The 23,983-nt window shown below is 37.5% G+C and carries 18 protein-coding genes and 7 pseudogenes; 14 read left to right on the forward strand and 11 right to left on the reverse strand.

Features of this window, described 5'->3' with window-relative positions; all coding sequences use genetic code 11:
* Window positions 1-1,548: 1,548 nt before the first annotated feature.
* The 3 genes and pseudogenes from ACFIMQ_RS01600 to ACFIMQ_RS01610 form a co-directional block, all read right to left on the reverse strand.
* Window positions 1,549-1,694, reverse strand: a pseudogene (locus ACFIMQ_RS01600) (DUF1465 domain-containing protein); the annotation flags it as partial.
* Window positions 1,695-2,016: 322 nt separating this feature from the next.
* Entirely contained in the window at window positions 2,017-2,535 is a 519-nt protein-coding gene (locus tag ACFIMQ_RS01605; protein WP_375703252.1) for a DUF1465 family protein, read from the reverse strand.
* Window positions 2,536-2,716: 181 nt separating this feature from the next.
* A complete protein-coding gene (locus tag ACFIMQ_RS01610) occupies window positions 2,717-3,859 on the reverse strand; it encodes an OpgC family protein (protein ID WP_375615810.1) in 1,143 nt (380 codons plus the stop codon).
* Window positions 3,860-4,247: 388 nt separating this feature from the next.
* On the opposite strand from ACFIMQ_RS01610, the gene ACFIMQ_RS01615 reads away from it, so the two are divergent.
* The gene (locus ACFIMQ_RS01615) at window positions 4,248-4,910 is read left to right on the forward strand and encodes a thiamine phosphate synthase (protein ID WP_375615811.1); all 663 of its coding nucleotides are present in this window, start codon (window positions 4,248-4,250) and stop codon (window positions 4,908-4,910) included.
* 309 nt (window positions 4,911-5,219) lie between these two features.
* Window positions 5,220-5,960, forward strand: a complete 741-nt coding sequence (locus ACFIMQ_RS01620) for a TIR domain-containing protein (protein ID WP_375703253.1) — start codon at window positions 5,220-5,222, stop codon at window positions 5,958-5,960.
* A 370-nt stretch (window positions 5,961-6,330) separates the two neighbouring features.
* Here the strand turns inward: ACFIMQ_RS01620 and ACFIMQ_RS01625 are convergent, their stop codons facing one another.
* Together ACFIMQ_RS01625 and ACFIMQ_RS01630 are read right to left on the reverse strand one after the other, a co-directional pair.
* Window positions 6,331-6,528 carry a hypothetical protein gene (locus ACFIMQ_RS01625; RefSeq protein WP_375615813.1) on the reverse strand — a complete coding sequence of 66 codons (198 nt, stop codon included), beginning with the start codon at window positions 6,526-6,528 and terminating at the stop codon, window positions 6,331-6,333.
* Entirely contained in the window at window positions 6,528-6,776 is a 249-nt protein-coding gene (locus ACFIMQ_RS01630; protein ID WP_375615980.1) for an antitoxin, read from the reverse strand. The genes ACFIMQ_RS01625 and ACFIMQ_RS01630 overlap by 1 nt, the downstream gene beginning before the upstream one ends.
* A 407-nt stretch (window positions 6,777-7,183) precedes the next feature.
* Here ACFIMQ_RS01630 and ACFIMQ_RS01635 point away from each other — a divergent pair, with 407 nt between their 5' ends.
* From ACFIMQ_RS01635 to ACFIMQ_RS01680, 10 genes and pseudogenes are all read left to right on the forward strand, one after another.
* Complete coding sequence (locus ACFIMQ_RS01635) at window positions 7,184-7,585, forward strand: helix-turn-helix domain-containing protein (RefSeq protein ID WP_375615814.1); 402 nt, start codon at window positions 7,184-7,186, stop codon at window positions 7,583-7,585.
* Between the two features lie 372 nt (window positions 7,586-7,957).
* Window positions 7,958-8,323, forward strand: a complete 366-nt coding sequence (locus ACFIMQ_RS01640; protein ID WP_375703254.1) for a helix-turn-helix domain-containing protein — start codon at window positions 7,958-7,960, stop codon at window positions 8,321-8,323.
* A gap of 371 nt (window positions 8,324-8,694) precedes the next feature.
* The gene (locus ACFIMQ_RS01645; RefSeq protein WP_375703255.1) at window positions 8,695-9,063 is read left to right on the forward strand and encodes a helix-turn-helix domain-containing protein; all 369 of its coding nucleotides are present in this window, start codon (window positions 8,695-8,697) and stop codon (window positions 9,061-9,063) included.
* Window positions 9,064-9,683: 620 nt separating this feature from the next.
* On the forward strand, window positions 9,684-10,082 hold the full coding sequence (locus ACFIMQ_RS01650) for a hypothetical protein (protein ID WP_375615816.1): 399 nt from the start codon (window positions 9,684-9,686) through the stop codon (window positions 10,080-10,082).
* A gap of 1,274 nt (window positions 10,083-11,356) precedes the next feature.
* Window positions 11,357-12,400 (forward strand): tetratricopeptide repeat protein, encoded by a 1,044-nt coding sequence (locus tag ACFIMQ_RS01655; protein WP_375615817.1) that lies wholly within the window; start codon window positions 11,357-11,359, stop codon window positions 12,398-12,400.
* A gap of 164 nt (window positions 12,401-12,564) precedes the next feature.
* Window positions 12,565-12,930, forward strand: coding sequence for a helix-turn-helix domain-containing protein (locus tag ACFIMQ_RS01660; protein WP_375703256.1), 366 nt, complete (start codon window positions 12,565-12,567; stop codon window positions 12,928-12,930).
* A 366-nt stretch (window positions 12,931-13,296) separates the two neighbouring features.
* A pseudogene (locus tag ACFIMQ_RS01665) lies at window positions 13,297-13,661 on the forward strand (helix-turn-helix domain-containing protein).
* Window positions 13,662-14,142: 481 nt separating this feature from the next.
* Window positions 14,143-14,718, forward strand: a complete 576-nt coding sequence (gene efp / locus ACFIMQ_RS01670; RefSeq protein WP_375606557.1) for an elongation factor P — start codon at window positions 14,143-14,145, stop codon at window positions 14,716-14,718.
* 11 nt (window positions 14,719-14,729) lie between these two features.
* Window positions 14,730-15,521 carry an inositol monophosphatase family protein gene (locus ACFIMQ_RS01675; protein WP_375615819.1) on the forward strand — a complete coding sequence of 264 codons (792 nt, stop codon included), beginning with the start codon at window positions 14,730-14,732 and terminating at the stop codon, window positions 15,519-15,521.
* 8 nt (window positions 15,522-15,529) lie between these two features.
* Window positions 15,530-16,214 (forward strand): annotated as a pseudogene (locus ACFIMQ_RS01680) (inositol monophosphatase family protein); the annotation flags it as partial.
* Between the two features lie 496 nt (window positions 16,215-16,710).
* Here ACFIMQ_RS01680 and ACFIMQ_RS01685 read toward each other — a convergent pair.
* The 3 genes and pseudogenes from ACFIMQ_RS01685 to ACFIMQ_RS01695 all read right to left on the reverse strand — a co-directional run.
* Window positions 16,711-17,985 (reverse strand): hypothetical protein, encoded by a 1,275-nt coding sequence (locus ACFIMQ_RS01685; RefSeq protein WP_375615820.1) that lies wholly within the window; start codon window positions 17,983-17,985, stop codon window positions 16,711-16,713.
* A 338-nt stretch (window positions 17,986-18,323) separates the two neighbouring features.
* A complete protein-coding gene (locus ACFIMQ_RS01690; protein ID WP_375703257.1) occupies window positions 18,324-18,536 on the reverse strand; it encodes a hypothetical protein in 213 nt (70 codons plus the stop codon).
* 305 nt (window positions 18,537-18,841) lie between these two features.
* Window positions 18,842-19,089 (reverse strand): annotated as a pseudogene (locus ACFIMQ_RS01695) (ABC transporter); the annotation flags it as partial.
* Window positions 19,090-19,261: 172 nt separating this feature from the next.
* Here ACFIMQ_RS01695 and ACFIMQ_RS01700 point away from each other — a divergent pair.
* Window positions 19,262-19,576 (forward strand): annotated as a pseudogene (locus tag ACFIMQ_RS01700) (integrase arm-type DNA-binding domain-containing protein); the annotation flags it as partial.
* A gap of 476 nt (window positions 19,577-20,052) precedes the next feature.
* Here the strand turns inward: ACFIMQ_RS01700 and rpmE are convergent.
* Entirely contained in the window at window positions 20,053-20,274 is a 222-nt protein-coding gene (gene rpmE / locus ACFIMQ_RS01705) for a 50S ribosomal protein L31 (protein WP_005774581.1), read from the reverse strand.
* Between the two features lie 190 nt (window positions 20,275-20,464).
* Here rpmE and ACFIMQ_RS01710 point away from each other — a divergent pair, with 190 nt between their 5' ends.
* Window positions 20,465-22,255: an ABC transporter transmembrane domain-containing protein gene (locus ACFIMQ_RS01710; RefSeq protein WP_375703291.1), complete on the forward strand. Its 1,791-nt coding sequence runs from the start codon at window positions 20,465-20,467 to the stop codon at window positions 22,253-22,255.
* Between the two features lie 1,179 nt (window positions 22,256-23,434).
* Here ACFIMQ_RS01710 and ACFIMQ_RS01715 read toward each other — a convergent pair.
* Both ACFIMQ_RS01715 and ACFIMQ_RS01720 read right to left on the reverse strand, forming a co-directional pair.
* Window positions 23,435-23,683, reverse strand: a pseudogene (locus ACFIMQ_RS01715) (integrase); the annotation flags it as partial.
* Between the two features lie 29 nt (window positions 23,684-23,712).
* Window positions 23,713-23,983: pseudogene (locus ACFIMQ_RS01720) on the reverse strand (integrase); the annotation flags it as partial.

Here is a 23,983-nt window from a genome sequence, read left to right on the forward strand (position 1 = left end):
GGGATAACAGGGGTGCGGCGCCTCGTGAACGCCCCAATCGGCCCATTATTGCTTTATCGCCCATTGTAGAAACAGCAAGGTGTTTGGACATCAAATTTGGGAGCGGGATGTGGTGATGTTATCTGTTAAATTTGCTTTTGGTCGTTATCTTGAAGAAGTTGTGGTTATGGTGCGGCATTGATGGGAAAACTGCCAGTAGAATCGAATAAGATTGTAGACCTAAAAAGTTATCTGTTTGGATGTCATAAAAAAGTGATGGGTGAATATGTTTTGTGTTTTTATGCAAATATCGTTGGCTTTATGCATTGTCAACTCAATAGACAATATATTGATTTATAATGATAATATAGCGTTATTTGTCTTGAATTAGAATCCCTAAAACTGTAAATTTTCCTTATTTGAAATTTGTTTATGTTGAGTCAATCATAACTATTTGTTTGCACGTTATAAGCGGGTGAGCCATGTGGGCAAAAACTGTATAAGAAAAGACTAAAAATACTTCTTATAAATCGTTTTAAGTTCTGAGAGCTTATCGCAACAATGGGGGTGGGCAAAGTGTGTGATGGTGCCGGCTTTCTCTTTTATTAAGCGTAGAGATTTTTGAGAGTTGGGAAGAGGGGCGTATTGTTGTGTTATAAGGATAAAAATGGCGGTAGGGCATATTTTCAAGCGTTATTATTGTTGTTGATGATGTTTGAAATTGTGGGAGATGAATATAATCTTTGGGGTGGGCTTTTTTCCCGTCTTAAGGAATGAAAATTCTTAACTTACGCTGGTTTGTAAATGATACGGCTCTTCTCGATGAGTTTCATTTGCTAGGTAGTTCAGGTGCAAAAACTATATCGTCAAATGACGGAGTTTTATAGTATGGAGGTGAATAAGAATTGGGAAGTATTTTTTAATATGTCTATCACAATCCCATAATATTGCATGGCGTATATGGGGCATTATATGGCAATTTATCTTGGATATTTTATTGTACGTGAGAGACATAACGCCCATTAAAAACAAGAAAAACCTAAAAATTGAAACAATACGTCCCTCATTAACACACGCTTTTTTATAGGCATAAATTATAGAGCATAAATAAATTGATGTACAAGCCTCTGCTCTATCTTAGAGCCAGATCATTATCAGAGCCAAAACAAAATCACAGATAGATCAACAGAAAGTGTTCTAGCTGCAATTAACCAAAGTCGATTTTCCACAAAGACCAACCATACCCTATTCCATGCCATAATTCGAAATCAATACCTATCTCCCTCTCAGCTATAAACTCAAGATATTTCCTACGCTCAAATAGAAATTAGGCAGAAAAAAGCACTCTAGATTGGTTTTAGTTGTGAAATTTTGGTTGAAAAAAAATGGGTATACCGCTCTAAATATCGCAAGAAAGAGGCAAGAAGCTATTCTTCTCAGAACGCCCAAAAGCTGTTTTCAGTAATTCGATTTATTTTTCCACTGGATTATCACCGTTCAAAATACAGTCGCCTCTTATTGACCAAAGCGCTTAAACTACAGCCGCATCTCTAAATGAAACAAAATGCACGCTTCTAAACGCAATGAATGAGAAACAAATTGACGGAAAGTTTCTGGCAATTCATGCCAATAAAAGGGAAAAGTTCCAATGTCTGTATATGAAGTGACACTTTTACAATTTCTTTTTTTATTTGTTCTGATGACATTTCCCCTTCGCACAAAGCAAGGGAGTACCTCTAAGAACGCCTAAAGGCTGTTTTCAGTAATTCGATTTATTTTCCCACTGGATTATCATCGTTCAAAATACAGCCGCTCCTTATTGACCAAAGCGCTTAAACTACAGCCGCATCTCTAAATGAAAAAAATGCACGCTTCTAAACGCAATGAATGAGAAACAAATTGACGGAAAGTTTCTGGCAATTCATGCCAATAAAAGGGAAAAGTTCCAATGTCGGTGTATGAAGTGACACTTTTATAATTTCTTTTTTTATTTGTTCTGATGACATTTCCTCTTCGTACAAAGCAAGGAAATACTTTTTAAGAACGCCTAAAGGCTGTTTTGAGCAATTCGATTTGTTTTCCTACTGGATTATCATCTTCTAGAGCACAGGAGGCCGCAGTTTCCCACCCAGCACGCATATAGGTTATGCGCGCTTCTAAACGCAATGAATGAGCAACAAATTGGCGAAAAGTTTCTGGCAGTTCTTGCCAATGAGGGGTTTCAAGTTCCAATGTTGGTGTATGAAGAGATACTTTTACAATTTCTTTTTTTATTTGTTCTGATGACATTTCCCCTTCGCGCTCTGCTCGAAGAAGAAGGAGTTGAGAGGCAATTTGCATAAGTCGTGTACTTAAATACATAGCCTCTTTCGCATAGATTGCAGAAACTTCTGTTGAAAGGGAACGTGCCACTAATTTCCCTTCTGAGTCAATGTATGCTGCGGTTTTTTCAATCAGCGCCATTGTTTCTTCATAGAGACGATTAAAAGCATTTTCAAAAGCATTATGCTCAATCATGATAATAGGTTCATCATATGGACGTTTATGTACACTCACGCTTTTATACTCCAAGTATCAGCACAAAATCATACCCTTAACGAATAGAGTATTAAAAAGTTTCTTTTGTTGCTGTATAGAATGCTTTTTTTTTAAATTGCTACCTCTTTTAAATCTTTTGCGCAACGCGCTTTTTATACTAAGGTTAACGCGCCTAACAAACACCATAGGACCGTTTTTCCTATAAACGGATCAGTTTCCTTGAAAAAGACCACTGCCAAGATTGCCGTTTTTCATAATAGTAAGCGACTCCAAATTGCAAAGCAATACCCGTTATCATTAAGAGGCTATCGGAAAAAAACGTTTCTGTCATCACTGTTTTTATAATTTGTCCAAACATCGCAAAAATGGTTCCCGTTACAAAGACCGGTAAACTATGTTTTCCTAAGATTGCTAAAGGATGTTTTGGAGAGACATAAAACCATTTATTGACATGTGGCAAAGAAAGAATAAGAAAGGCTAATGCAAGAACATGAAGTAAACGTGGCAAGCTTAAAAAGGTTTTATTAAAGTTCATCAACGGGGAAGACCAGCCAAGCCAGCCCAAAATGCCCCACCAGTTTAAGCGAACCCATAACAGCGCCAACAAGAGATACGCTGCCGCACAAACAATCCAAAAAGACTGAAAAGCGATTTTTTTTCCTTGTTTAAGCGCTAAAGTACTGGTCAATCCTATGACAAATAAGAATTGCCAAGACAAAGGGTTTAAAAACCACTTTCCTTCTATAGGATAAGAAGGAGGAGCAATTTTATAAAATCCGCAGATAAGATACAGTGTAAAGGAGCCCAAAAGTAGCCATTTTGTCTGTTTACAACTCAAATAAAGGATAAAAGGCGCAAAAAACATCAAAACGATATAAAGTGGAAGAATATTGTTATATCCCAACTGGTGCCCAAAGCTTAAGGTACTTAAAAATGCGATACCAGGCTCTTTAAAAAAGAGTCCCACATTGTTCATTGATAAAAGTTTTTCTGTTCGCCATAAGAAAAATGCCCCTAAAAAAAGGCTTAACGTGACAAAAGTCGTAAAAAGGTATGCACCATAGAGCTGCAGAGCTCTGTACCAAAGTTTTCGGATAATAAAAGCAAAGGATTTTTGCTGTAACCGCGCATGAAAGCTTAACCCCAATGAAACCCCTGAAAGCAAAACAAATACTTCTGCACAATCAGAAAAACCGAAATTTCTATGAGTAAAAGACTCATAGAGAGTTCCGGGAATATGGTTGATGAAAATTGTCAATAAGGCTAAAGAACGAAAAACATCAATGCGTGTATCACGATGAGAAGGTTGAGTATTATGCTCAAGAATACCTTGGTATTTCATCAGTGGACTCCCACACGTCACAAACCCCTTGAAGTCCCAATAAAAATGGTGCTTACCCTTATTGCCAACAAGCATGAACAGGATGAAATTTTAATTTTTAAGTGTCAAGTTTCATTTTTTTAAGTGTCAAGTTTCATTTTAAGCGTTTATTTTTTTTAAAGCAAAAGTTTTTTAAAGGCAAAAGAACGAAAAGCGTCCATACGTGTATCACAACAAAAAGGCAACATATTATGCTTAAAAACACTCTCATTTCTCATAAACAGGCTTCCACACACCCACAAATCCTTTAAATTAGGTGAAAATGGTGGTCACTTTCATCGCAAATAATCATAATAGAATGAAACTTTAATTTTTAAGCGTTATTTTTTCTAAGAAACAGGGATTTGACATGACACAACAAAAAAATAAACCAATTGATCCACCTCTTTTCCCTCAGTTGATTTTAACACTTGATGTTCGGCGCAACACCCCACACGCATTATTGCGGCAAATTTTGCAAACAAAGTCTTTTGCATGCGTCATCCTCTATGATTCTGAAAAGTTGAAAGAAGATAGCTCTTTTTTACAACAACAAGCGCAAACCTACGCAGAAGATATTCAACATCATGACGCAGCCCTTCTCATCGCTGATGACAGCCGCATTGCTGGGCGCATAAAGGCTGATGGATTACACATAGAAGATGATCTTAACGCTCTTGAAAGCTTCAAAAATCAGCAAAAGGAACAAAAAATCATAGGCTTTGGCAATTTACGCAATCGCCATAGTGCTATGCTTGCAGCGGAAACAGGTGTTGATTATCTATTTTTTGGCAAATTAGGGGCTGATAAAAAACCCCATGCGCACCCCCGCAATCTCCAGTTAGCAACATGGTGGGCAGAGATTATGGAAATCCCTGCTGTTGTGCAAGCAGGAAGCGATTTTTCAACCTTTGATGAAGTCTTAAAGACTGGATGTGAATTCATTGCTGTAGAAGAAGTGATTTTTGGGAACGACAACCCCTTAATACTGCTTAAAACAATGCAAGAAAAATGTGAGAAAACCCCCTTGTAATATAGGAGGAGAATTTATAAATAAAGTGTTAATAAAAATCCAAATACTCACCACTATATTACTTATATAGAACACACAATAACAGATAAAGAGAATACCTCGAAACTCAATAAAATTGCTTAATAATTCAATCAAATTGATAAAAAAACTAGCGTCTTTTTTCATATAATATATAGAAAAAAGGATCATAGAAACTTTCTCGTTCAATGTCTTATAAAGACAAAGCATTATGATTGGGGAAAATGGTCATTTTCAATATTGGTACTGAATACCAATAGCTGACGATACAAATATGCAGGGGACATAACAATGCGATATAGCGGAACGTTTGAAGATCTTAAAAACATAATTTGCAAGTGTGGATATCAAATCATAGAAAGTAAATTACTAAAACATGATTCCCCTGAAGGATATCAGATCAAAACCTACGAAGGAGGCACTACTAATTGGTTTAAAAGCACAGGAAAACTTCAAGTTCAAGGCAGCGCAAACATAAAACAAAAGCTAACAGAAGATTTAGCAAAGCATATAGAAGAAACATCAACGATTCTTTTCTCAAAAACGGCTTCCAATACCTCAAATAAAAAAATCTTTATCGTTCACGGTCATGATCGTTATTCCTTAAAGGACCTTGAAAATGCTCTTCTCAAGCTTGGTTTGGAACCATACATTTTACAAAATACGAGTGGTAATGGTGTAACCATCATTCAAACTTTGAAAAAAGAAATTTGTGACAGTTCTATAAGTTTTGGTATTGTACTCCTCACGCATGATGACATGGGTTATGCTATATCTCAAGGTGAAAAAAAAATTCAACCCCGTGCACGACAAAACGTTATTTTCGAAATGGGCATGTTAGCTGCCGCACTTCCTCTTGAGAGGATTGCTATTCTACAAAAAGAAGGCATTGAAATGCTTTCAGATGTTGGTGGAGTTTACTACCTTTCTTTTAAAGAACAGGTAAAAGAAACATTCCCTAAACTTATTAAGCGCTTAGAAGAAGCTGATTTCTCTTTTAATACAAATGCAATTACTCATGCATCACGTTAAATTTGAATAATGCTTATGTTTATTTTTTAAAACGCACGCCTAAAACCACGTAGCATCCCACCACATTCCACAGACACACCCATTCTATAGGCTCAAAGAAACGATTACCCCCCACCCTTCTTCAAACAGCAAGCAATTGTGCAAATTTTAATGAAGGGACCGCAATTCATTACCGTAGAAGAAATCATTTTAGTCTCTTTGATAAACGCGGGGCTGTTGTCATAATTTTGATGGACTTGCAAAGTTTAAGAGGTAGATAGCCTCTCATTCGATTAAAGAAAAATAGGAAATTCACGTCGGGCATGTACTACAGCTACAATTTCGATTTGATGTGCAGCTACTCAATAAAATATAAGGTAATTTGGATGTGCTACAATTTCTCGTAATCCTGATATCTTCTCGCTTTGTCTGTATAAATATGGATGTTCAGCCAATTGGCAGTACGGATGCTTCCAAAAACCTTTTCATTCGGCGGCGCGCGCCCCAGCGGATGGATTTTTGCGAGCAATGTAGGTAACATCTGACGCAAATCGTCGCGCGCCGAAGACAACCAAACAACCGGAAGCATCACTTTTTCTGTTCAGCTTCAAGCTGACTGATTATAACTTCCATTTCAGCCATAACCTCATCATGCGGAATAGGAGGATATGGATTTGCAAGACTTCTCGCTACCTTATCGCGCAGCCATGCAGTGTAGCTGCTTTCCTGTTCAATGGTTTCGAACTCTGAAATTAGCAGAGAAAGGGTGATCTTTATAACATATGTCCTTTTTATTCCTGAATATTGAAGATAATTACTCTTGGCTATGTTGTTAATATTAGCGAATTGAAAATGTTTTAACTTTTAAGCGTCCAAAGTTCTTTTGATCTTGAAACTTAAGGCTTTTTAACCCTCTCAAAAAACACGGGGGCTAATGTCATGATTTTGACAATCATTCCAGAGAAATTTAAGAGGAAGATAGCCTCTCATTAAAAAACAAATTTTGTAAGTAAAAAACTATTTTTATTGTAAATTTCCTGAAATTACTTTATGAATTAAAAGATGTTTTGGTCGCATACGCAACGACCAAAAGGGGCCTTGAAAACCCTAAGTTCTAGCGTAAAGATGAACCCACTTTGTGGGTATCCCGGAATTCCGGGAGTTTTTGCTATGTCCAGGTGCTTTAAGCACTAAAAGCAAAAAGGCTGACTAGAACTCAGTATTTTCAAGCTCCCGGAATACTCATGCGAGGGCGCTCGCGACCGGCGGGGGGCTTTAAAATGCGAACCAAAGATCTTGATAATGATATTTTTATTGGCAAAAAAATTCGTTTGAGACGAAAAATGCTAAAAATGTCTCAAACAACTTTAGGACACGCTTTAGGTGTCACTTTCCAACAAATTCAAAAATATGAAAACGGCTTAAATCGTGTCAGCGCAGGGCGTTTAATGGAAATTTCTGATATCTTGGATGTTCCACTTTCCTTTTTCTATGCGGATATCATTACAAAACAACAGCCCCCATACCACCATGATGAAATCGCATCAAGCACAGAGGAATACCTGCTGCTCAAAAGATTTAGAGTTTTACCAACGGTAAAAAAGAAAGCTTTTTTACAGCTGATCTCTGATGAGAATGCAAGCTAATATCACGCGATAGCATGCGCTATTCATAATCCCCCTTTGTGAATACTTTATTGCTTGAAGGCAAAACATGCTGCCCCTTTATTTTAAGAAACGACACGTTAAGAGACACTATTTTAATTTTTATTGTAAATTTCCTGAAATTACTTTATGAATTAAAAGATGTTTTGGTCGCATACGCAACGACCAAGAGGGTCTTGAAAGCCCGAAAATCTAAACATGAATTTACCCCACTTTGTGGGTATCCCGGAATTCCGGGAGTTTTTGCTATGTCCAGGTGTTTTAAGCACTAAAAGCAAAAAAAGCTGATTAGATTTCAGTACTTTCAAGCTCCCGGAATACTCATGCGAGGGCGCTCGCAACCGGCGGGGAAAAATGCAATCTCAAAATCTTAATATTGATCTTTTTATTGGCAAAAAAATTCGTTTGAGACGAAAAATGCTAAAAATGTCTCAAACAACTTTAGGACACGCTTTAGGTGTCACTTTCCAACAAATTCAAAAATATGAAAACGGCTTAAATCGTGTCAGCGCAGGGCGATTAAAGAAAATTTCTGATATCTTGAATGTTCCACTTTCCTTTTTTTATGCCGATATCATCACAAAACAACAGCCCTCATACCACCATGAAGAAATCGCATCAAGCACAGAGGAATACCTGCTGCTCAAAAGATTTAGAGTTCTAACAACGGTAAAAAAGAAAGCCTTTTTACAACTGATCTCTGATGAGAATGCAAGCTAACATCACACGATAGCGTGCGCTATTCAAAGCCCCCCTTGTGAACGCTTTATTGCTTGAAGGAAAAACATGCCACCCCTCCATTTTAAGAAACGACACGTTAAGAGACACTATTTTAATTTTTATTGTAAATTTCCTGAAATTACTTTATGAATTAAAAGATGTTTTGGTCGCATACGCAACGACCAAGAGGGTCTTGAAAGCCCGAAAATCTAAACATGAATTTACCCCACTTTGTGGGTATCCCGGAATTCCGGGAGTTTTTGCTATGTCCAGGTGTTTTAAGCACTAAAAGCAAAAAAAGCTGATTAGATTTCAGTACTTTCAAGCTCCCGGAATACTCATGCGAGGGCGCTCGCAACCGGCGGGGAAAAATGCAATCTCAAAATCTTAATATTGATCTTTTTATTGGCAAAAAAATTCGTTTGAGACGAAAAATGTTGAAGATGTCTCAAAAAACATTAGGTCAGCACTTAGGTGTCACTTTCCAACAAATCCAGAAATATGAAAACGGCTTAAATCGTGTCAGCGCAGGGCGTTTAATGGAAATTTCTGATATCTTGGATGTTCCAGTTTCCTTTTTCTATGCGGATATCATTACAAAACAACAGCCCTCATACCACCATGAAGAAATCGCATCAAGCACAGAGGAATACCTGCTGCTCAAAAGATTTAGAGTTCTAACCTCGATAAAACAGAAAGCCATTTTACAGTTACTCGCTGATCAGAATGAGAACTTTTAACATCATGATACAGAGCGCTATACTCTCTGTTCTTGATTTGCCTCCCACACTTCAAAGGATGCAAATCCCTTTCCTATCCGGTTGGTAAACAATCCTGTTTCTCAAGAACTGCTTCTTCTTAGCTTCCCATTTCATATGGTTCGTTTCACAAGATTGTATGGACAAGCCCTCTTTTGAAGATTTACCACATACTCTTATAAAAACACTATATGGTAAATTTTACACCTTACAGCACCACACTTCAAACAATAGCATTTTACAGTACAACAGGATAAGCACTCATGCGTATTTTTCAAAAAGCGCCCCTCAAAAAGCAATGCTTGAAAATTTATTTGGTTGATCTGGAGCAGTGTACGCATCATTTTATAAGGATGATGAAGGATGTAATCTTAACATGTAGATGCAAAAGATTGCTTTTTTATCGCAATCACTAAAAGCAAAAGTTTATTTAAAAGAGGCACTGCAAGAAGCCTTAAGTTAAGGCTGGAACCATTATTTATTGATGAATTACCGCTTGAGTGGAAACTAACATATTGCTAGTAAAATTATAAGCAAAGTTGTTCTTATTTCTGGTGTAGAAGCTTCGCAAAAAAGAGCAACAATAAATAAGGGGAATTACGATGTTAAAATATTTATTGCTGTCACCTGTTGTGTTGGTGGCGGGTTGCGCATCTGTAGGCAGTTATTCATCAAATTATGTTGATCAAAGTCTTACAAAGCGTCAGGCACAATTAGTCGCTAACAAATTTATTAGCGATATCAAGAGACCTTTACCACCAGCTACAACCACACTTCTTATAAAGAAAAATAATACAGCAGACAACTTTACTCCTTTATTTATCAATCTGTTGCGACGGAATGGATATAATGTGATCTATACAGATCAACCTCAAAAGCAACAAAACATGGGTGTGAATTTGAGGTATAGAATAAGATTAAATAGTAGCACTATAGTGTCTCTTTTTCAGTATAACGTGAACGGAGAACTACGTGCTCATATAAGTACTCATCCTAGATGATCCCACTATTTCATGTGAACGTTCTCTCTCTTTTACACGTAAAGACTTAAAAGCTCTTGCGAAAGGCAAAGAGATTTGCACCTCAATAAAAACTCTTGTTTTTTAGCCAGAATGCACAAATTTTTCTGTATTTCATCACGATATGAGAAACAATACGTACGAGAAAATAAGTTATGACTTTAGGTTTAAGTATAAGGGTAAAAAATAATGAAAAATCCTCCACACTCTAGTGAATTATTGTGCGAAGATTTAAATGCAAAACTTAGTTTATTTAGTGATTCAAGCAGTTGAATAGTCCGCTGTTTGCAAAAAATGAGTTTTTTAAAAATAAAAGGAAAGACAATGGCAAAAAACACTGTCCAACTGCACTAATAGAAGAACCTTTTAAAATATCATAGTAATAAAAAATGGATAGTTTCCAATGTAATTTATCCACGGTGGTTTATTCAAAAGAAATTTTGTAGAAATAGGATATTTTTAACGTTTTTTGCTTCTCATTTAGTGTACCATAATTCTAGCATACCACAATTCGGAGGTTTTGTGGTTTTCATTGCTAATTGTTATGGTGCTATGATGAACGAACAGAGTTTACAACAGCTATTGCAATGCTTTGCGCTTGTGTAAAGAAAATTATAGCTGTTATTGGAGCACTTTAAAAATATCCTCCGTTAAACTTGAAAAAGCCATTGGGCTTTTAAACTTTTAAGATGCTAAATCGTCGTTTTTCTCATAAACAATGGTATGCACATACTTGCCTTTCACTCCTCAAAGGAAAAAAGCTCCTACAGTTGCCGATCTGTAAAAAGTTCAGCGTCTCTTAGGACTAGTTTTCACTGCTTGATCCCTCATGCGGTTCACTTCATAGGGTTTTATGGATAAGCACCTTGAAGATTTATCACACTCACCCAAAACACTTGATATAGTAAATTTACTACGCCTTATATCACTGTCCTAAACAACAGTGTTTTACGCAAAAACATGATATACAACCTCTCACTTAATAAGTCATTGTAACAAAGCTGATAAAAAGCTACATTCTCACCCTCGTAATCTCCATGAGTAGGGTGGGGGGCAGAGATTTATGGAAATTTTTGCTGTTGTTCAAGTGTGGAGCGATTTTTCAGCCTTTTACAACTTTTGATGCGGGAGAGAAAACCGCATATAAATTTATATCCTTGAAGATAAGTATTTTTACGCAAGATAATTCTTTGCTCATACTTGATATGATGAAAGAAAAATGTGAAAATTCTGTTCGGTAATGAGGAGAAAACACCATGATCAAGAGAAGCGTTAAGCTGCTTATCTTAGGAATGATTGGGCTTGCAAATTCTGTTGTAAATTCTTCTGGAAATACTGAAGAATTCTCAGGTTTTGAAGGCTCTTTCAATACGGTTCAAGATGCGTCAAACACACAAAAACCTTTTCAGCCTTTAAAAGCTGGAGACTATGACCAAGCCTATGACTATTACATCCAAGGTTATTATTTAAAAGCTTTTCGTGAAGCACTCCGACGTGCTGAAAAAAATGATCCTTTTGCACAAACTCTTCTTGCCCGAATTTATCTGGAAGGATGCGCTGTTCCTGTTGACGGTGCGCGTGCTGCTTTATGGTTTGAACGCGCTGCAAAACAGGGGGAACCTCAAGCACAATTACGCTATGGGCTTATGTTGTTTGATGGTCATTTTATGAAACAAAATCAAGATCTTGGTGAACAGTTTATTCGAAAAGCTGTCAATGCAGGCGTCAAGGAAGCCTATTTTTATTATGGACAACTGCTTCTTTATAAAGCCTCACGTGAAAAACAAGCTCTCCCTGGTGTTTCTTCCCAAAGTCGTGAAAATGAAGCAATCGAGCAAGCCTTAAAATGGTACTTAAAAGGTGCTGCTCTTGGGGATGCTGAAGCTGCTGTTTCTGCTGCCAAAATTCTGTCTTTAGGCACATTAAATCGACCAAAGGATGATCGTAATGCCCGCAGGCTCATGGAGGTAGCGGCTCAAAACAACCACTTAGAAGCTCAACTTCTTTTAGCGCAATGGCTTGTACAGGGACGTGGAGGAGAAACAGATTTTCATCGTGCTTTTCATTTACTTCAAAGAAATGCCGTCAACATGATTGCGCCAGCACAAATTTCCCTTGCAAGACTTTATCGAGATGGCACAGGAACAAAAGGCGATATAATAATGGCAGCGGCATGGTATATGCTCGCAAAGGAGGCAAAAATGCAAGCTCCTGATCTTGAAATAATGCTCCAAGGCATGGATAAGGCACAACTAGAAAAAGCGCACAAAGAAGCAATAAAGCTCCTTCCTGTTTTTTAAATACTCCTCTCTGCATCAAAAAGATAAAATTTATAGAAATTCCGGGAGATTTTGCTATGTCCAGGTGCTTTAAGCACTAAAAGCAAAATGCTGATTCGAGGTCAGTGTTTTTAGACTCCCGGAATACCAACGCGAGGGCGCTCGCAACCGGCGGGGGCTTTAAAATGCGAGCCAAAAATCTTGATAACGACATTTTCATTGGCAAAAAAATTCGTTTGAAACGAAAAATGTTGAAAATGTCTCAAAAAATATTAGGTCAACATTTAGGTGTCACCTTCCAACAAATCCAGAAATATGAAAACGGCTTAAATCGTGTCAGCGCAGGGCGTTTAAAAGAAATTGCCGATATCCTCAATGTTCCAGTTTCCTTTTTCTATGCGGATATCTTAACAGAGCAACAGCCTCCGTACCCTTATGATGAAGTTATATCAAGTACAGAGGAATATCTGCTGCTCAAAAAATTTAGAGTTCTCACCACGATAAAACAAAGAGCCATTTTACAGCTGCTCTCTGATGAGCAGATACGCTAACATTATGTGATAATGCATTCTGTTCATAAGCATTCATGCATATTTTACAAAACAGCCCCCTAGGCATTTTTTGCTTGAATGAAAAACACGCCTCTCATCAAAAAACTATTTTTTATTGCTAATCACCCGAAATTACTTTATGACTTGAAAAGTGTTTTGGTCGCATACGCAACGACCAATAGGGATCTAAAAACCCGAAAACTCAAACATGAATTGACCCCGCTTTGCGGGTATCCCGGAATTCCGGGAGATTTTGCTATGTCCAAGTGCTTTAAGCACTAAAAGCAAAATGCTGATTTGAGTTCAGTGTTTTTAGACTCCCGGAATACTTATGCGAGGGCGCTCGCACTCGGAGGGGGCTTTAAAATGCAAGCCAAAAATCTTAATATTGATCTTTTTGTAGGCAAAAAGATTCGTTTGAGACGAAAAATGTTGAAAATGTCTCAAAAAACATTAGGTCAACATTTAGGTGTCACCTTCCAACAAATCCAGAAATATGAAAACGGCTTAAATCGTGTCAGCGCAGGGTGTTTAAAAGAAATTGCCGATATTCTCAATGTTCCAGTTTCCTTTTTCTATGCGGATATCTTAACAAAACCACAGCCTCCGTACCCTTATGATGAAATCGCATCAAGCACAGAGGAATATCTGCTTTTAAAAAAATTTAGAGTTCTTACCACGATCTTACCACGATAAAACAAAGAGCCATTTTACAGCTGATCTCTGATTAAAATGCAAGCTAACATCACACGATAGCGCACACCACGCTCTATCCCATGAGGCACTATAATAAACTCCGTATTCACATGCTCTCAATTAAAAATACCTCATGTTTACGGAACTTATATTATTGCCACCAATTATATCTTTGCCATCAATGATGATATTTTACAATAAAACGGGATAAATTCTCTAAAAAATCCCAAAAAAATTTTGTGTAAATTTTTAAAAAGCTTGCGTCTGAGCACTTTTTATGGTCTTGCAAAGAGCTGAAAAGCAAAAATACATAAAGGTCCTTTTGTTCTTTTTTTGCAATGCCCATGAGCAAAGAAAATGAAGGGCATACAAGGATTATGGAGAGAGCAGCAAGGTTAACAAGGGGATTTGAACCCAAAAATAACAAAAGAGCTTAACTGTTAAAAGGTAGCAAAGAAAAGCGATATAAGAACAACAGAAGAGCTCTTTTTGCAAAAATGGAATTGGATAGAAACAATGAAAATTAATGGCAATGAAATTCGTCCTGGTAATGTGATCGAGCATCAAGGAAGCTTGTGGGTTGCGGTGAAATGTAATGCTGTTAAACCAGGAAAAGGTGGTGCATTTAATCAAGTTGAAATGAAAAATTTAATTGATGGTACAAAACTCAATGAGCGATTTCGCGCTGCTGAGACAGTTGAACGCGTGCGCCTTGAACAAAAGGATTTCACATTTCTTTATCAACAAGGGGATGCTTTGGTCTTTATGGATTCAGAATCTTATGAACAACTTGAACTCCAAAAGGATTTTGTTGGTGAACGTGCCGCTTTTCTCCAAGATGGGATGACTGTCACAGTTGAACTTTATCAAGAAAAGCCTATCGGCATCTCACTTCCTGATCAGGTTGCTGTCACGATTGCTGAAGCCGATCCTGCACTTAAAGGACAAACAGTTACAGCTTCTTATAAACCCGCCATTCTTGAAAATGGGATTCGGATTCTTGTTCCTCCCTTTATGAATGCTGGTGAACGTATCATTGTAGACACCAACGAGTTGATTTATTTGCGTCGCGCAAATGAAAAAGATAAATAAAGGAATAAAAAATGGCCCATTCTGCAGTCATGAATGTCATGGTGCAAGCTGCAATGAAAGCAGGACGCTCGCTCGTGCGTGATTACGGTGAAGTGCAAAATTTGCAAGTGTCTTTAAAAGGGCCAGCAGATTACGTCAGCCAAGCAGATCGAAAAGCTGAAAAAATTATTTTCAATGAACTAAGCAAAGCACGCCCCAAATTTGGTTTTCTGATGGAAGAGTCTGAGGAAATCATTGGCGAAGATTCACAACATCGTTTTATTGTTGATCCTTTAGATGGTACTACAAATTTTCTCCATGGCATTCCTTTTTTTGCTGTTTCCATTGCTTTAGAAAGCCAAGGAAAAATCGTTGCTGGTGTCATTTACAATCCTGTGAGTGATGAACTTTTCACCGCAGAACGCGGGTGTGGTGCTTTTTTTAACGACCGGCGCTGTCGCGTTTCTGCACGGCGCAGACTAGAAGATTGTGTCATTGCCACGGGAATGCCTCATTTTGGTCGACCAGGTCATGGAACCTATCTTATTGAATTACGTAATGTGATGATGGAAGTTGCTGGACTGCGCCGTTTTGGTGCTGCTTCTCTTGATTTAGCTTATGTTGCTTCTGGCCGAACCGATGGCTTTTGGGAAGACAATCTACAAATTTGGGATATGGCTGCTGGAATATTGATGGTTCGTGAAGCCGGAGGTTTTATCACCGATAAAGAAGGTGGTGATGATATATTCCGCAAAAAAAATATCATTGCCGGCAATGAACATATTCGCCTAAAATTAGAAAAAACCCTCAAAAAAGGCATTTAAGCCTCAAAAAAAATCCAGAAGATTACCTCAGCCAAGCAGATCGAAAAGCTGAAAAAATTATTTTCAATGAATGAAGCAAAGCACGCCCCAAATTTGGTTTTCTGATGGAAGAGTCTGAGGAAATCATTGGCGAAGATTCACAACATCGTTTTATTGTTGATCCTTTAGATGGTACTACAAATTTTCTCCATGGCATTCCTTTTTTTGCTGTTTCCATTGCTTTAGAAAGCCAAGGAAAAATCGTTGCTGGTGTCATTTACAATCCTGTGAGTGATGAACTTTTCACCGCAGAACGCGGGTGTGGTGCTTTTTTTAACGACCGGCGCTGTCGCGTTTCTGCACGGCGCAGACTAGAAGATTGTGTCATTGCCACGGGAATGCCTCATTTTGGTCGACCAGGTCATGGAACCTATCTTATTGAATTACGTAATGTGATGATGGAAGTTGCTGGACTGCGCCGTTTTGGTGCTGCTTCTCTTGATTTAGCTTATGTTGCTTCTGGCCGAACCGATGGCTTTTGGGAAGACAATCTACAAATTTGGGATATGGCTGCTGGAATATTAATGGTTCGCAAAACCGGTGGTTTTGTCACCGATAAAGAAGGCGGTAGCGATATATTCCGCAAAAAAATATCATCGCTGGCAATGAACACATTCGCATTAAACTATAAAAAATCTCAAAAAAGGTATTTAACTCTTACAGTTTTTTACAAAACCCTTAGAACCTTAAACAAACACATGAAGAAAGAGTTTTTAATTTTCTTTACAGAAAACGATAGAAACTCGCGAATGAGATAGTGACAAAAAACATCACTACGAACAAAAAATGTACTTGCTATAAGCCCCCACAAAAGCAATCCCCAATAGCTTACCTTATTGACGTTTCTGTTATTCAAATTCGCCTCCAAACAAGCTGCAAAAGGCAATAAACAAAAAAACATCATAATCAAACGCCCCAAAAAGCAATTATTGCACCTGAGGCAAAAGCCTCTCCTACTTCTCTTGAGAGATCACTCTTACACTGCGCGCAAAAAAATTGACTCTAGAAGAGCCCACTCTCTCCTTTTTGGTAAGAGCTGCTGTACATTACTCTCACTGCTTATCAATATGTTTCACCACCGCGTGTGATAACAGAGGTTTCAGTAAATTCACCGATTCATACAATTGTTATCAGCTTCTTCTTTTCAGCATTATTCTAAAGTATGTATCAAATAGGCATGGGATTTATAAAAATGCACATTTTTGTTCTCGAGAATTGCTTCTTGAAATTCGCTCACGAACTGTTCTTGATCTTTTTTGATAGCTTCTTCCAGTGCATTTACCTTTTCATCACCAAAAATGATTTTTAATTTTTCTTTTGAATTTCCTATTTTGACAAGCATTTTCCAAAAGATCCATTGATTATCACATTTCTTACTTGACCACTTCATCCATTCTATGACTCCTAATTTATAGGCTTTTTCATATGTTGGAGTCTCTTTAGCAATACGCAATCCCTTTTTCTTTTCTTTATCTTTCTCTCTACAAACATCAATGTCATTTCTAACCGTGGAGTAACGACAATCCTTATCAAAGGCCATATATCCTTCTTTTACCGTATCAATAAGCTGCTTATAGTAAATAAAAGTTTTTCTTGCCGCTTTATAAGCACTGGAAATATCATACAATAATGCTAGAAGCTCTCTTTTACGAATGCATAGTAATTTAGCATCTCTAGGCAGACTAAGATACCAACAAGACAGTATCTCTTCTAGCGTTTCATATTCTGTATATTTAGGTATATCTTCATAATAAATTTCCAAAGACTTTAACTCTTCATAGTATCCTGAAGCCTTTTTTTGTAGTTGCTGTTCATATTCAGCCGTAATCATATCATCAACCATATATAAACACCAATGAAGCGACAACATTGTATGTTTATATCGTTTTTTTTTCGTAAGAGGATCTACAAACTTTTGCAAAGTGATCCTATTCTTTCTCATCAATCGCACTGCTTTGAGATAAGTTTCCTTAAAAGTGATTATGAACGCATTTATTTTTTTGATATGTTCATCAGTCAGTTCTTTTGTCAGCGCCTTTTCATACAAAAACCACGCTTCTCCATATCCTTGCATACAAATATCTTTTACCATCAAAGGCCATTGTCCGCTCGATTCAGAAGATAGCCAATGTTCAGGATTTTTTATCTCCAGTAAATCTCTTTCCCAATGCTTTGCTTCTTCATCCCATTGTTTAATCCATTTTGGCGATATTTTTTGAGTTTTTTTAACAAGCCTTTGTTCCCATTGTGCAATAATATCGTGGTATATCGCGCACTCTCGATCTTTTAGCTGCAGTAATTTCTCAAACTGTTCAAGTTGTTCAATTAATTGCTTTTTCTGATAATTTGCTAACCAAAGACTATAGATTATGCTCCCTATTATAACTATTCCTACTATAACTATGAAAGTATCCTGATCATTCATTCTTGCCTTCTTTTATTCTCACCAACATTTAACGCAGCTCTTTTATTGATCCCTCGATATTGTATCAATATGTGTATATCTGATTTGAAAATCACTACATATTATATTTTAATAAAAACAATACACAAAATATAGATATTTTTATTGGTAAAATAAAACAATTTGTATTTAATTGTATTACTCTTATGCTTTATGCACTTTAAAGAAGAGCTTTATAATTCTTAAAATGCACTCCCACAATATTGGTTCAAAGTACTCAAACGCCTAACACAGCAAAACATGGCTGCGTGCTCACCTTGTTTTGTAAAATTGATAAAAAGTGTCTCTCTGCTCATTTATCAGCTCTTTTTTAGTAAATCGGCATCATCATACACTTTCCTAACCCCTAATGTTACTACAGCCCATAAAACTTGAGACGCTTCATGAAGAGGACTTATTCTTTCTAAAGTGTTTACTTCACGCAATCTTCCCTGCTTGGTATATGCAAGAGACATGGTTTTAACTGATTTAACATAACCAAATTTGAAATAAGAAAATCCTATGGTATTCATGATCTCTCATGAAAAACAATGCGTTATCATTATAAATCAACGTGACAGTGTTGTTATGAAGAGAACTCCTTGCTCATCTTAATAGTCCATAACGATTTAACTGGGTATTATTTTATATTCTGTACACAGATGAAGTATTTTTATAAAAATGCTTCATCTTGCGCAGAAAAAAGAACAGCCCGTTAAAAAAGAAAAGCATCTCAATGCTTGCCTTTCTTTCTTCCATGAGAGTTTCAAATTGATAAGCCTATCTGAAAAGAGTGCTGTTTATGCCCTTAAAGATACTGCTCTTGTATCAAGATCACTTACTCAGATGAAAATTGCAGTTGAGCCAAATGCGCATAAACATTATTTTTTATAATGAGTTGTGTGTTCCTTCTTCCACAAAGGCGCCTTTATTCATCACGAGAATACGATCAGCTTTTAAAATTGTTGCAAAACGATAGGCAATGACCAAGGTTGTACGATTTTGCATCAACCCTTCTAAGGCATCTTGCACCAACTTTTCACTGTTTGCATCTAAAGAAAATGTTGTTTCATCAAGTAGTAACACTTTGATTTATAATAATAATTCATTGTCTTGTATGTTGAATGAGAATTCTGAATATCATAGGATTCTCTCATTTCAAATCGGTTCCATGGTGAATCAATCAAAACTATGTTTCTTGCACGTACCAAGCGGGGAGAGCCCGCGTGAATAAAAAACTATTAAGAAAAGATTTAAAATGCCTCTCATGAATCGTCTCAAGTGCTAAGGGCTGTAGCAACATCCACGAGTTGGCAAATATAATGATGCTGCTGGCTTGCTTTTTCATAAGCGTAAATATGCAGGTGCACAATAGCTTTACCGTTATAGCATTCATAGACGCCGTCGCGAAATGGACTTGGATGCTCTTTGAGAGATGTATCTTTAAAATAAGCCCGTGAAACTGCAACAAAATGGCGTTCTGTTTTCCGTGAGGAACAAAATTCCATTAAAGAACGGAATAAACAAGTGTGCGGCAATAAGCGATCTCCATTATTTAAAAGATATTGCTCTGAGCTGGCAAAGTGTGTGATGGTGCTGGCTTGCAGTTAAGAGGGCTGTATTTCTTAAAATCGCCTATGCAATACCAATGCGTTGTTTTTGCCCTCCAGAAAGCATGGTACTGCGTTCTCCTCCTTGCGTATCAAAGACGTTTGGTAAAGCTTGAATAAATTCAAATGCATTGGCAGCTTTAAAAGCGGCAAAAATTTCCTCTCCATGGGTATGTTCAATTCTAAAAAAGAAGAAAAGTTTGCAATTATTTTATCTGAGATTTTTATACGCTATGAGAAGGGGTGTATGCGTGTATTTCAAAATGATTTTTGAATTTAAAAAACGCAACCACAATGATTTATAAGGGGTTAAGACCCATCTGTTTATGTCGGATGCGTTTTTGAATTAATATTTAAAGTGCACTCTTTGACAGGATAAAAAAACCATCGTTTGCAATCGTTTTGTTTAAAATTTTTGTACCCCATAAGAAGGAGGCTTTTACATGCCAATATTACCAAAACGATTTTTGAACTTAGAAAGACGACCACCACGGTCTACAAGTGTTTGGGAGCCACCTGTCCATGCTGGATGCGTTCTTGGGTCAATATCTAGATTAAGGGTATCACCTTCTTTTCCCCAAGTGGAACGCGTCGTATACTGGGTTCCATCCGTCATTACAACGGTAATTTTGTGATAGTTGGGATGAATATTCGCTTTCATGCGTCAAACCTTTTGCGTTTATAGAATGAAAGAACACTTACTCGTTTTTTTAAGTGCGCTTCCTTTGTCTTTTTGATACACTGATTTAAAGTATTTATTCCTATAGCCGAGCACGCATCAAAAAACAAGTGTTCAAGATACATCATTGTATCAAGTGCTATAAATCATTTAATAGAGTGAGCGAAATTTTATAATGTTACATTATCATTCAGAAAAATCTACGAAATCTTCCCATAAAAAATCTTCATTCTCTTCGCTTGCAATTTTTGTTCCTTATCTTTTGCGCTATCGTTGGTTGTTTATCTTTGCTTTTCTAGCGTTATCTGTTGCTGCTCTTGTCACATTAGCTTTGCCTGTGGCTATCCGCCAAATGTTTGATCATGGGTTTTCTACTTCAAGCCATGGACATATCAATTTTTACTTTGGAATTTTGTTTATCTTAGCCTTGTTTCTCGCTTTTGCTTCAGCAGCCCGTTATTACTGTGTTATCACCTTAGGAGAACGGATTGTTGCCGATTTACGGCGTGATGTGTTTGTCCATATTATGAAACTCTCTCCTGCTTTTTTTGATCGGTCACATTCAGGAGAGATTGTTTCAAGGCTTCTAACCGATACCACACAAATAAAATTAGCTGTGGGCTCTACCGCCTCTACCGCTTTGCGTCAGCTGATTATCGTGATCGGAGCCGTCGTGATGATGGTGATCACCAATGCTAAATTATCTTTGCTGGTTCTGGCTGCTATTCCTATTGTGGCCATTCCCTTGGTGGTCTTTGGACGTAAAGTTCGCTCTCGTACCCGCGCGGCGCAAGATCGTCTCGCAGATGCTAATGCTGTCGCTACAGAGCAGGTAAGTGCTATTCGCACTGTGCAAGCTTTTACCGCTGAAAAACTCGTTACAATACGTTTTTCACAATTGATAGAACGTGCTTTTCAAACAGCACGTGCTTCTGTGATCTTGCGCTCCTTTTTTACGGGGTTTGCAATTTTTTTGGTTTTTAGCAGTGTGGTTGCTGTTTTATGGATCGGATCGCGCGATGTTTTGAATGGAACGATGACAGGAGGGACATTAGGGCAATTTGTCCTTTATGCGGTTTTTGGAGCTTCTACTTTTGCGCAATTATCGGAATTGGGAGCAGAATTAATCCAAGCAGCAGGTGCTGCTGAGCGGCTTGCCGAATTGTTACAAGAACAACCTACTATTGTAGCACCTAAAAATCCTTTATCATTGGCGCAACCTGTTCGAGGTGAACTTGTTTTTGATCAAGTTGATTTTACCTATCCTTCTAGACCACAAGAGAAGGTTTTACGCTCGCTTTCATTTTCTGTAAAAGCAGGCGAAACGGTTGCTTTTGTTGGGGCTTCTGGAGCAGGAAAAAGCAGCATTTTTTCTTTGATTCTTCGTTTTTATGATCCAATAAGTGGAACAATTCAGTTGGATGGCATGGAAATTAATCGCCTTTCTTTGCAAGATTTACGCAGTTCAATTTCTTATGTTCCGCAAGATATCGCCATTTTTGATGGAACATTGCGTGATAATATCATTTTTGGAACGGAAAATACCCATGAAGAGGAAATCCTTGCTGCTGCTAAAGCGGCTAATGCACTTGAATTTATTCAAGCTTTACCAGATGGCTTGGATACGCAAGTAGGAGAACGCGGTACCATGCTTTCTGGGGGGCAAAAACAACGCATTGGTATTGCGCGGGCAATTTTAAGAAATGCACCTCTCTTGCTGCTTGATGAAGCAACATCGGCTTTGGATGCAAACAGTGAAAAGTTGGTGCAAGACGCTTTAGAAGGATTGATGCAAAACCGCACAACATTGGTCATTGCGCATCGTTTGGCAACAATTTTAAAAGCAGATCGCATTCTTGTTATGGATAAAGGCGCCCTTGTGGAAGAAGGAACGCATGCCGAGCTTGTGGCAAAAAATGGCGTTTATGCCTATCTCGCAAAATTGCAATTTTCACCTGAGTGAGTGATCTTGATACAAGAGCAGTACTTGGGCAGCAGTACTTGGGCGTGAATACCGCGCTTTACAGGCAGAGGATTATTAATTTAAGGGCTCATGGAAAAAAGAGGGATAAGAATTAAGATGAAAAAGAGGAGCAAGAATTGAGGCAGTTTCTTTTTGAATTACAGGTTGTTCTTTTTTCTGCATAAGGTAGATCATTTTTATAAAAACGCTTCTATGTACAGAATATAAAACGATGCCAAGTTAATCTCTATGATTAAGGTGTGCAAAGAACTCTCTTCATAATAGAGCCGTCAGGTTGTTTATTATAAAGATAATTCATTATTTTTCGTGAGAAATCCTAATACCATAGGATTTTCTCATGTCAAACCCTCATAGTGAATCAAACAAAATCTTTTGCTTGCACATCACAAGCAGAGTTGGCGTGTGAAGTGAAACGGTACAAGAAAGGAGCAAAAGCCTCTCTTACCCCTTTAAGTTCCAAGAGCTGTCAAAACATTGGGGCGCTGAAAGAGTATACGCTGGCAAAGAGTATACTGGTGCTCGCTTGCTTGAGGCCCTTATGCGGCTCACACTTGATAGGCTCTAGGGACACAAGCTCTACCCTAAAGACTAACCACACTCTTTAAAAAAAATTAATATGAAAAATTTTTCATGCCCTCTATCTCAGCGCTCTAAACAATAGTGTTTACCAAAATCATGACAAACTGTAATTTATAAATACGCTTCTCATCTGTAAAAGTATCCTTTTATTCTCTTTTAAAAAACGAACATTTTTTGAACATTGTTTGCAGATTCTTATTATTGAAAAAGAGCAAAGATTTTTTTAGCGTTTTTGGGTGTCTCTATAATTTTTGTGTGAGTGCGTATGAGCAACAGCTTTTGTAATAAACCCGCTTTTGGCAAAATTGTAAAATTTTATCAAATTTATTGTTTGTAAATATCACCACGACCACTGTCTTTTCTTGAAGACATGCAACCTAAAAACACTTTCTCTTTGCTCATAAATCGTCTCTCCAACTCTCTCTTCCAATCATAGCCTATAAAAGTAAGGATAGAGTGCTTTGATTGAACACCATCTTCTCACCCCTTCCAAGCCCCCATATATTTTACAGCTCTCAATTTTATAGCACCCCCTGTCGTGCTTTAAGAAGGCATTTTAACGATGATAGGAACGTGTACAAAAGTATCTAGAGCAATATCTTTTAAATAATGGAGATTGCTTATTGCTTCACACTTTTGTTTATTCCGTTTTTTTAATGGGATTTTGTTCCTCACGGAAAACAGAACGCCCTTTTGTTGCAGTTTCATGGGCTTGTTTTAAAGATATATCTCTCAAAGAGCACCCAAGTCCATTTCGCGACGGCGTCCATGAATGCTATAACAGTAAAGCTATTGAGCACCTTCATCTTTACGTTTGTGAAGAAGCAAGACGGCACCATCACACTCTTTGGCTAGCTCAGAGCAATATCTTTTAAATAATGGAGATTGCTCATTGCTTCACACTTTTGTTTATTCCGTTTTTTAATGGGATTTTGTTCCTCACGGAAAACAGGAAGCCCTTTTGTTGCAGTTTCATGGGCTTGTTTTAAAGATATATCTCTCAAAGAGCACCCAAGCTTATTTCGCGACGGCGTCCATGAATGCTATAACGGTAAAGCTATTGAGCACCTTCATCTTTACGTTTGTGAAGAAGCAAGACGGCACCATCACACTCTTTGCTAGCTCGTG

Source organism: Bartonella sp. AD13SXNS (assembly GCF_042196465.1).
Taxonomy (GTDB): Bacteria; Pseudomonadota; Alphaproteobacteria; order Rhizobiales; family Rhizobiaceae; genus Bartonella.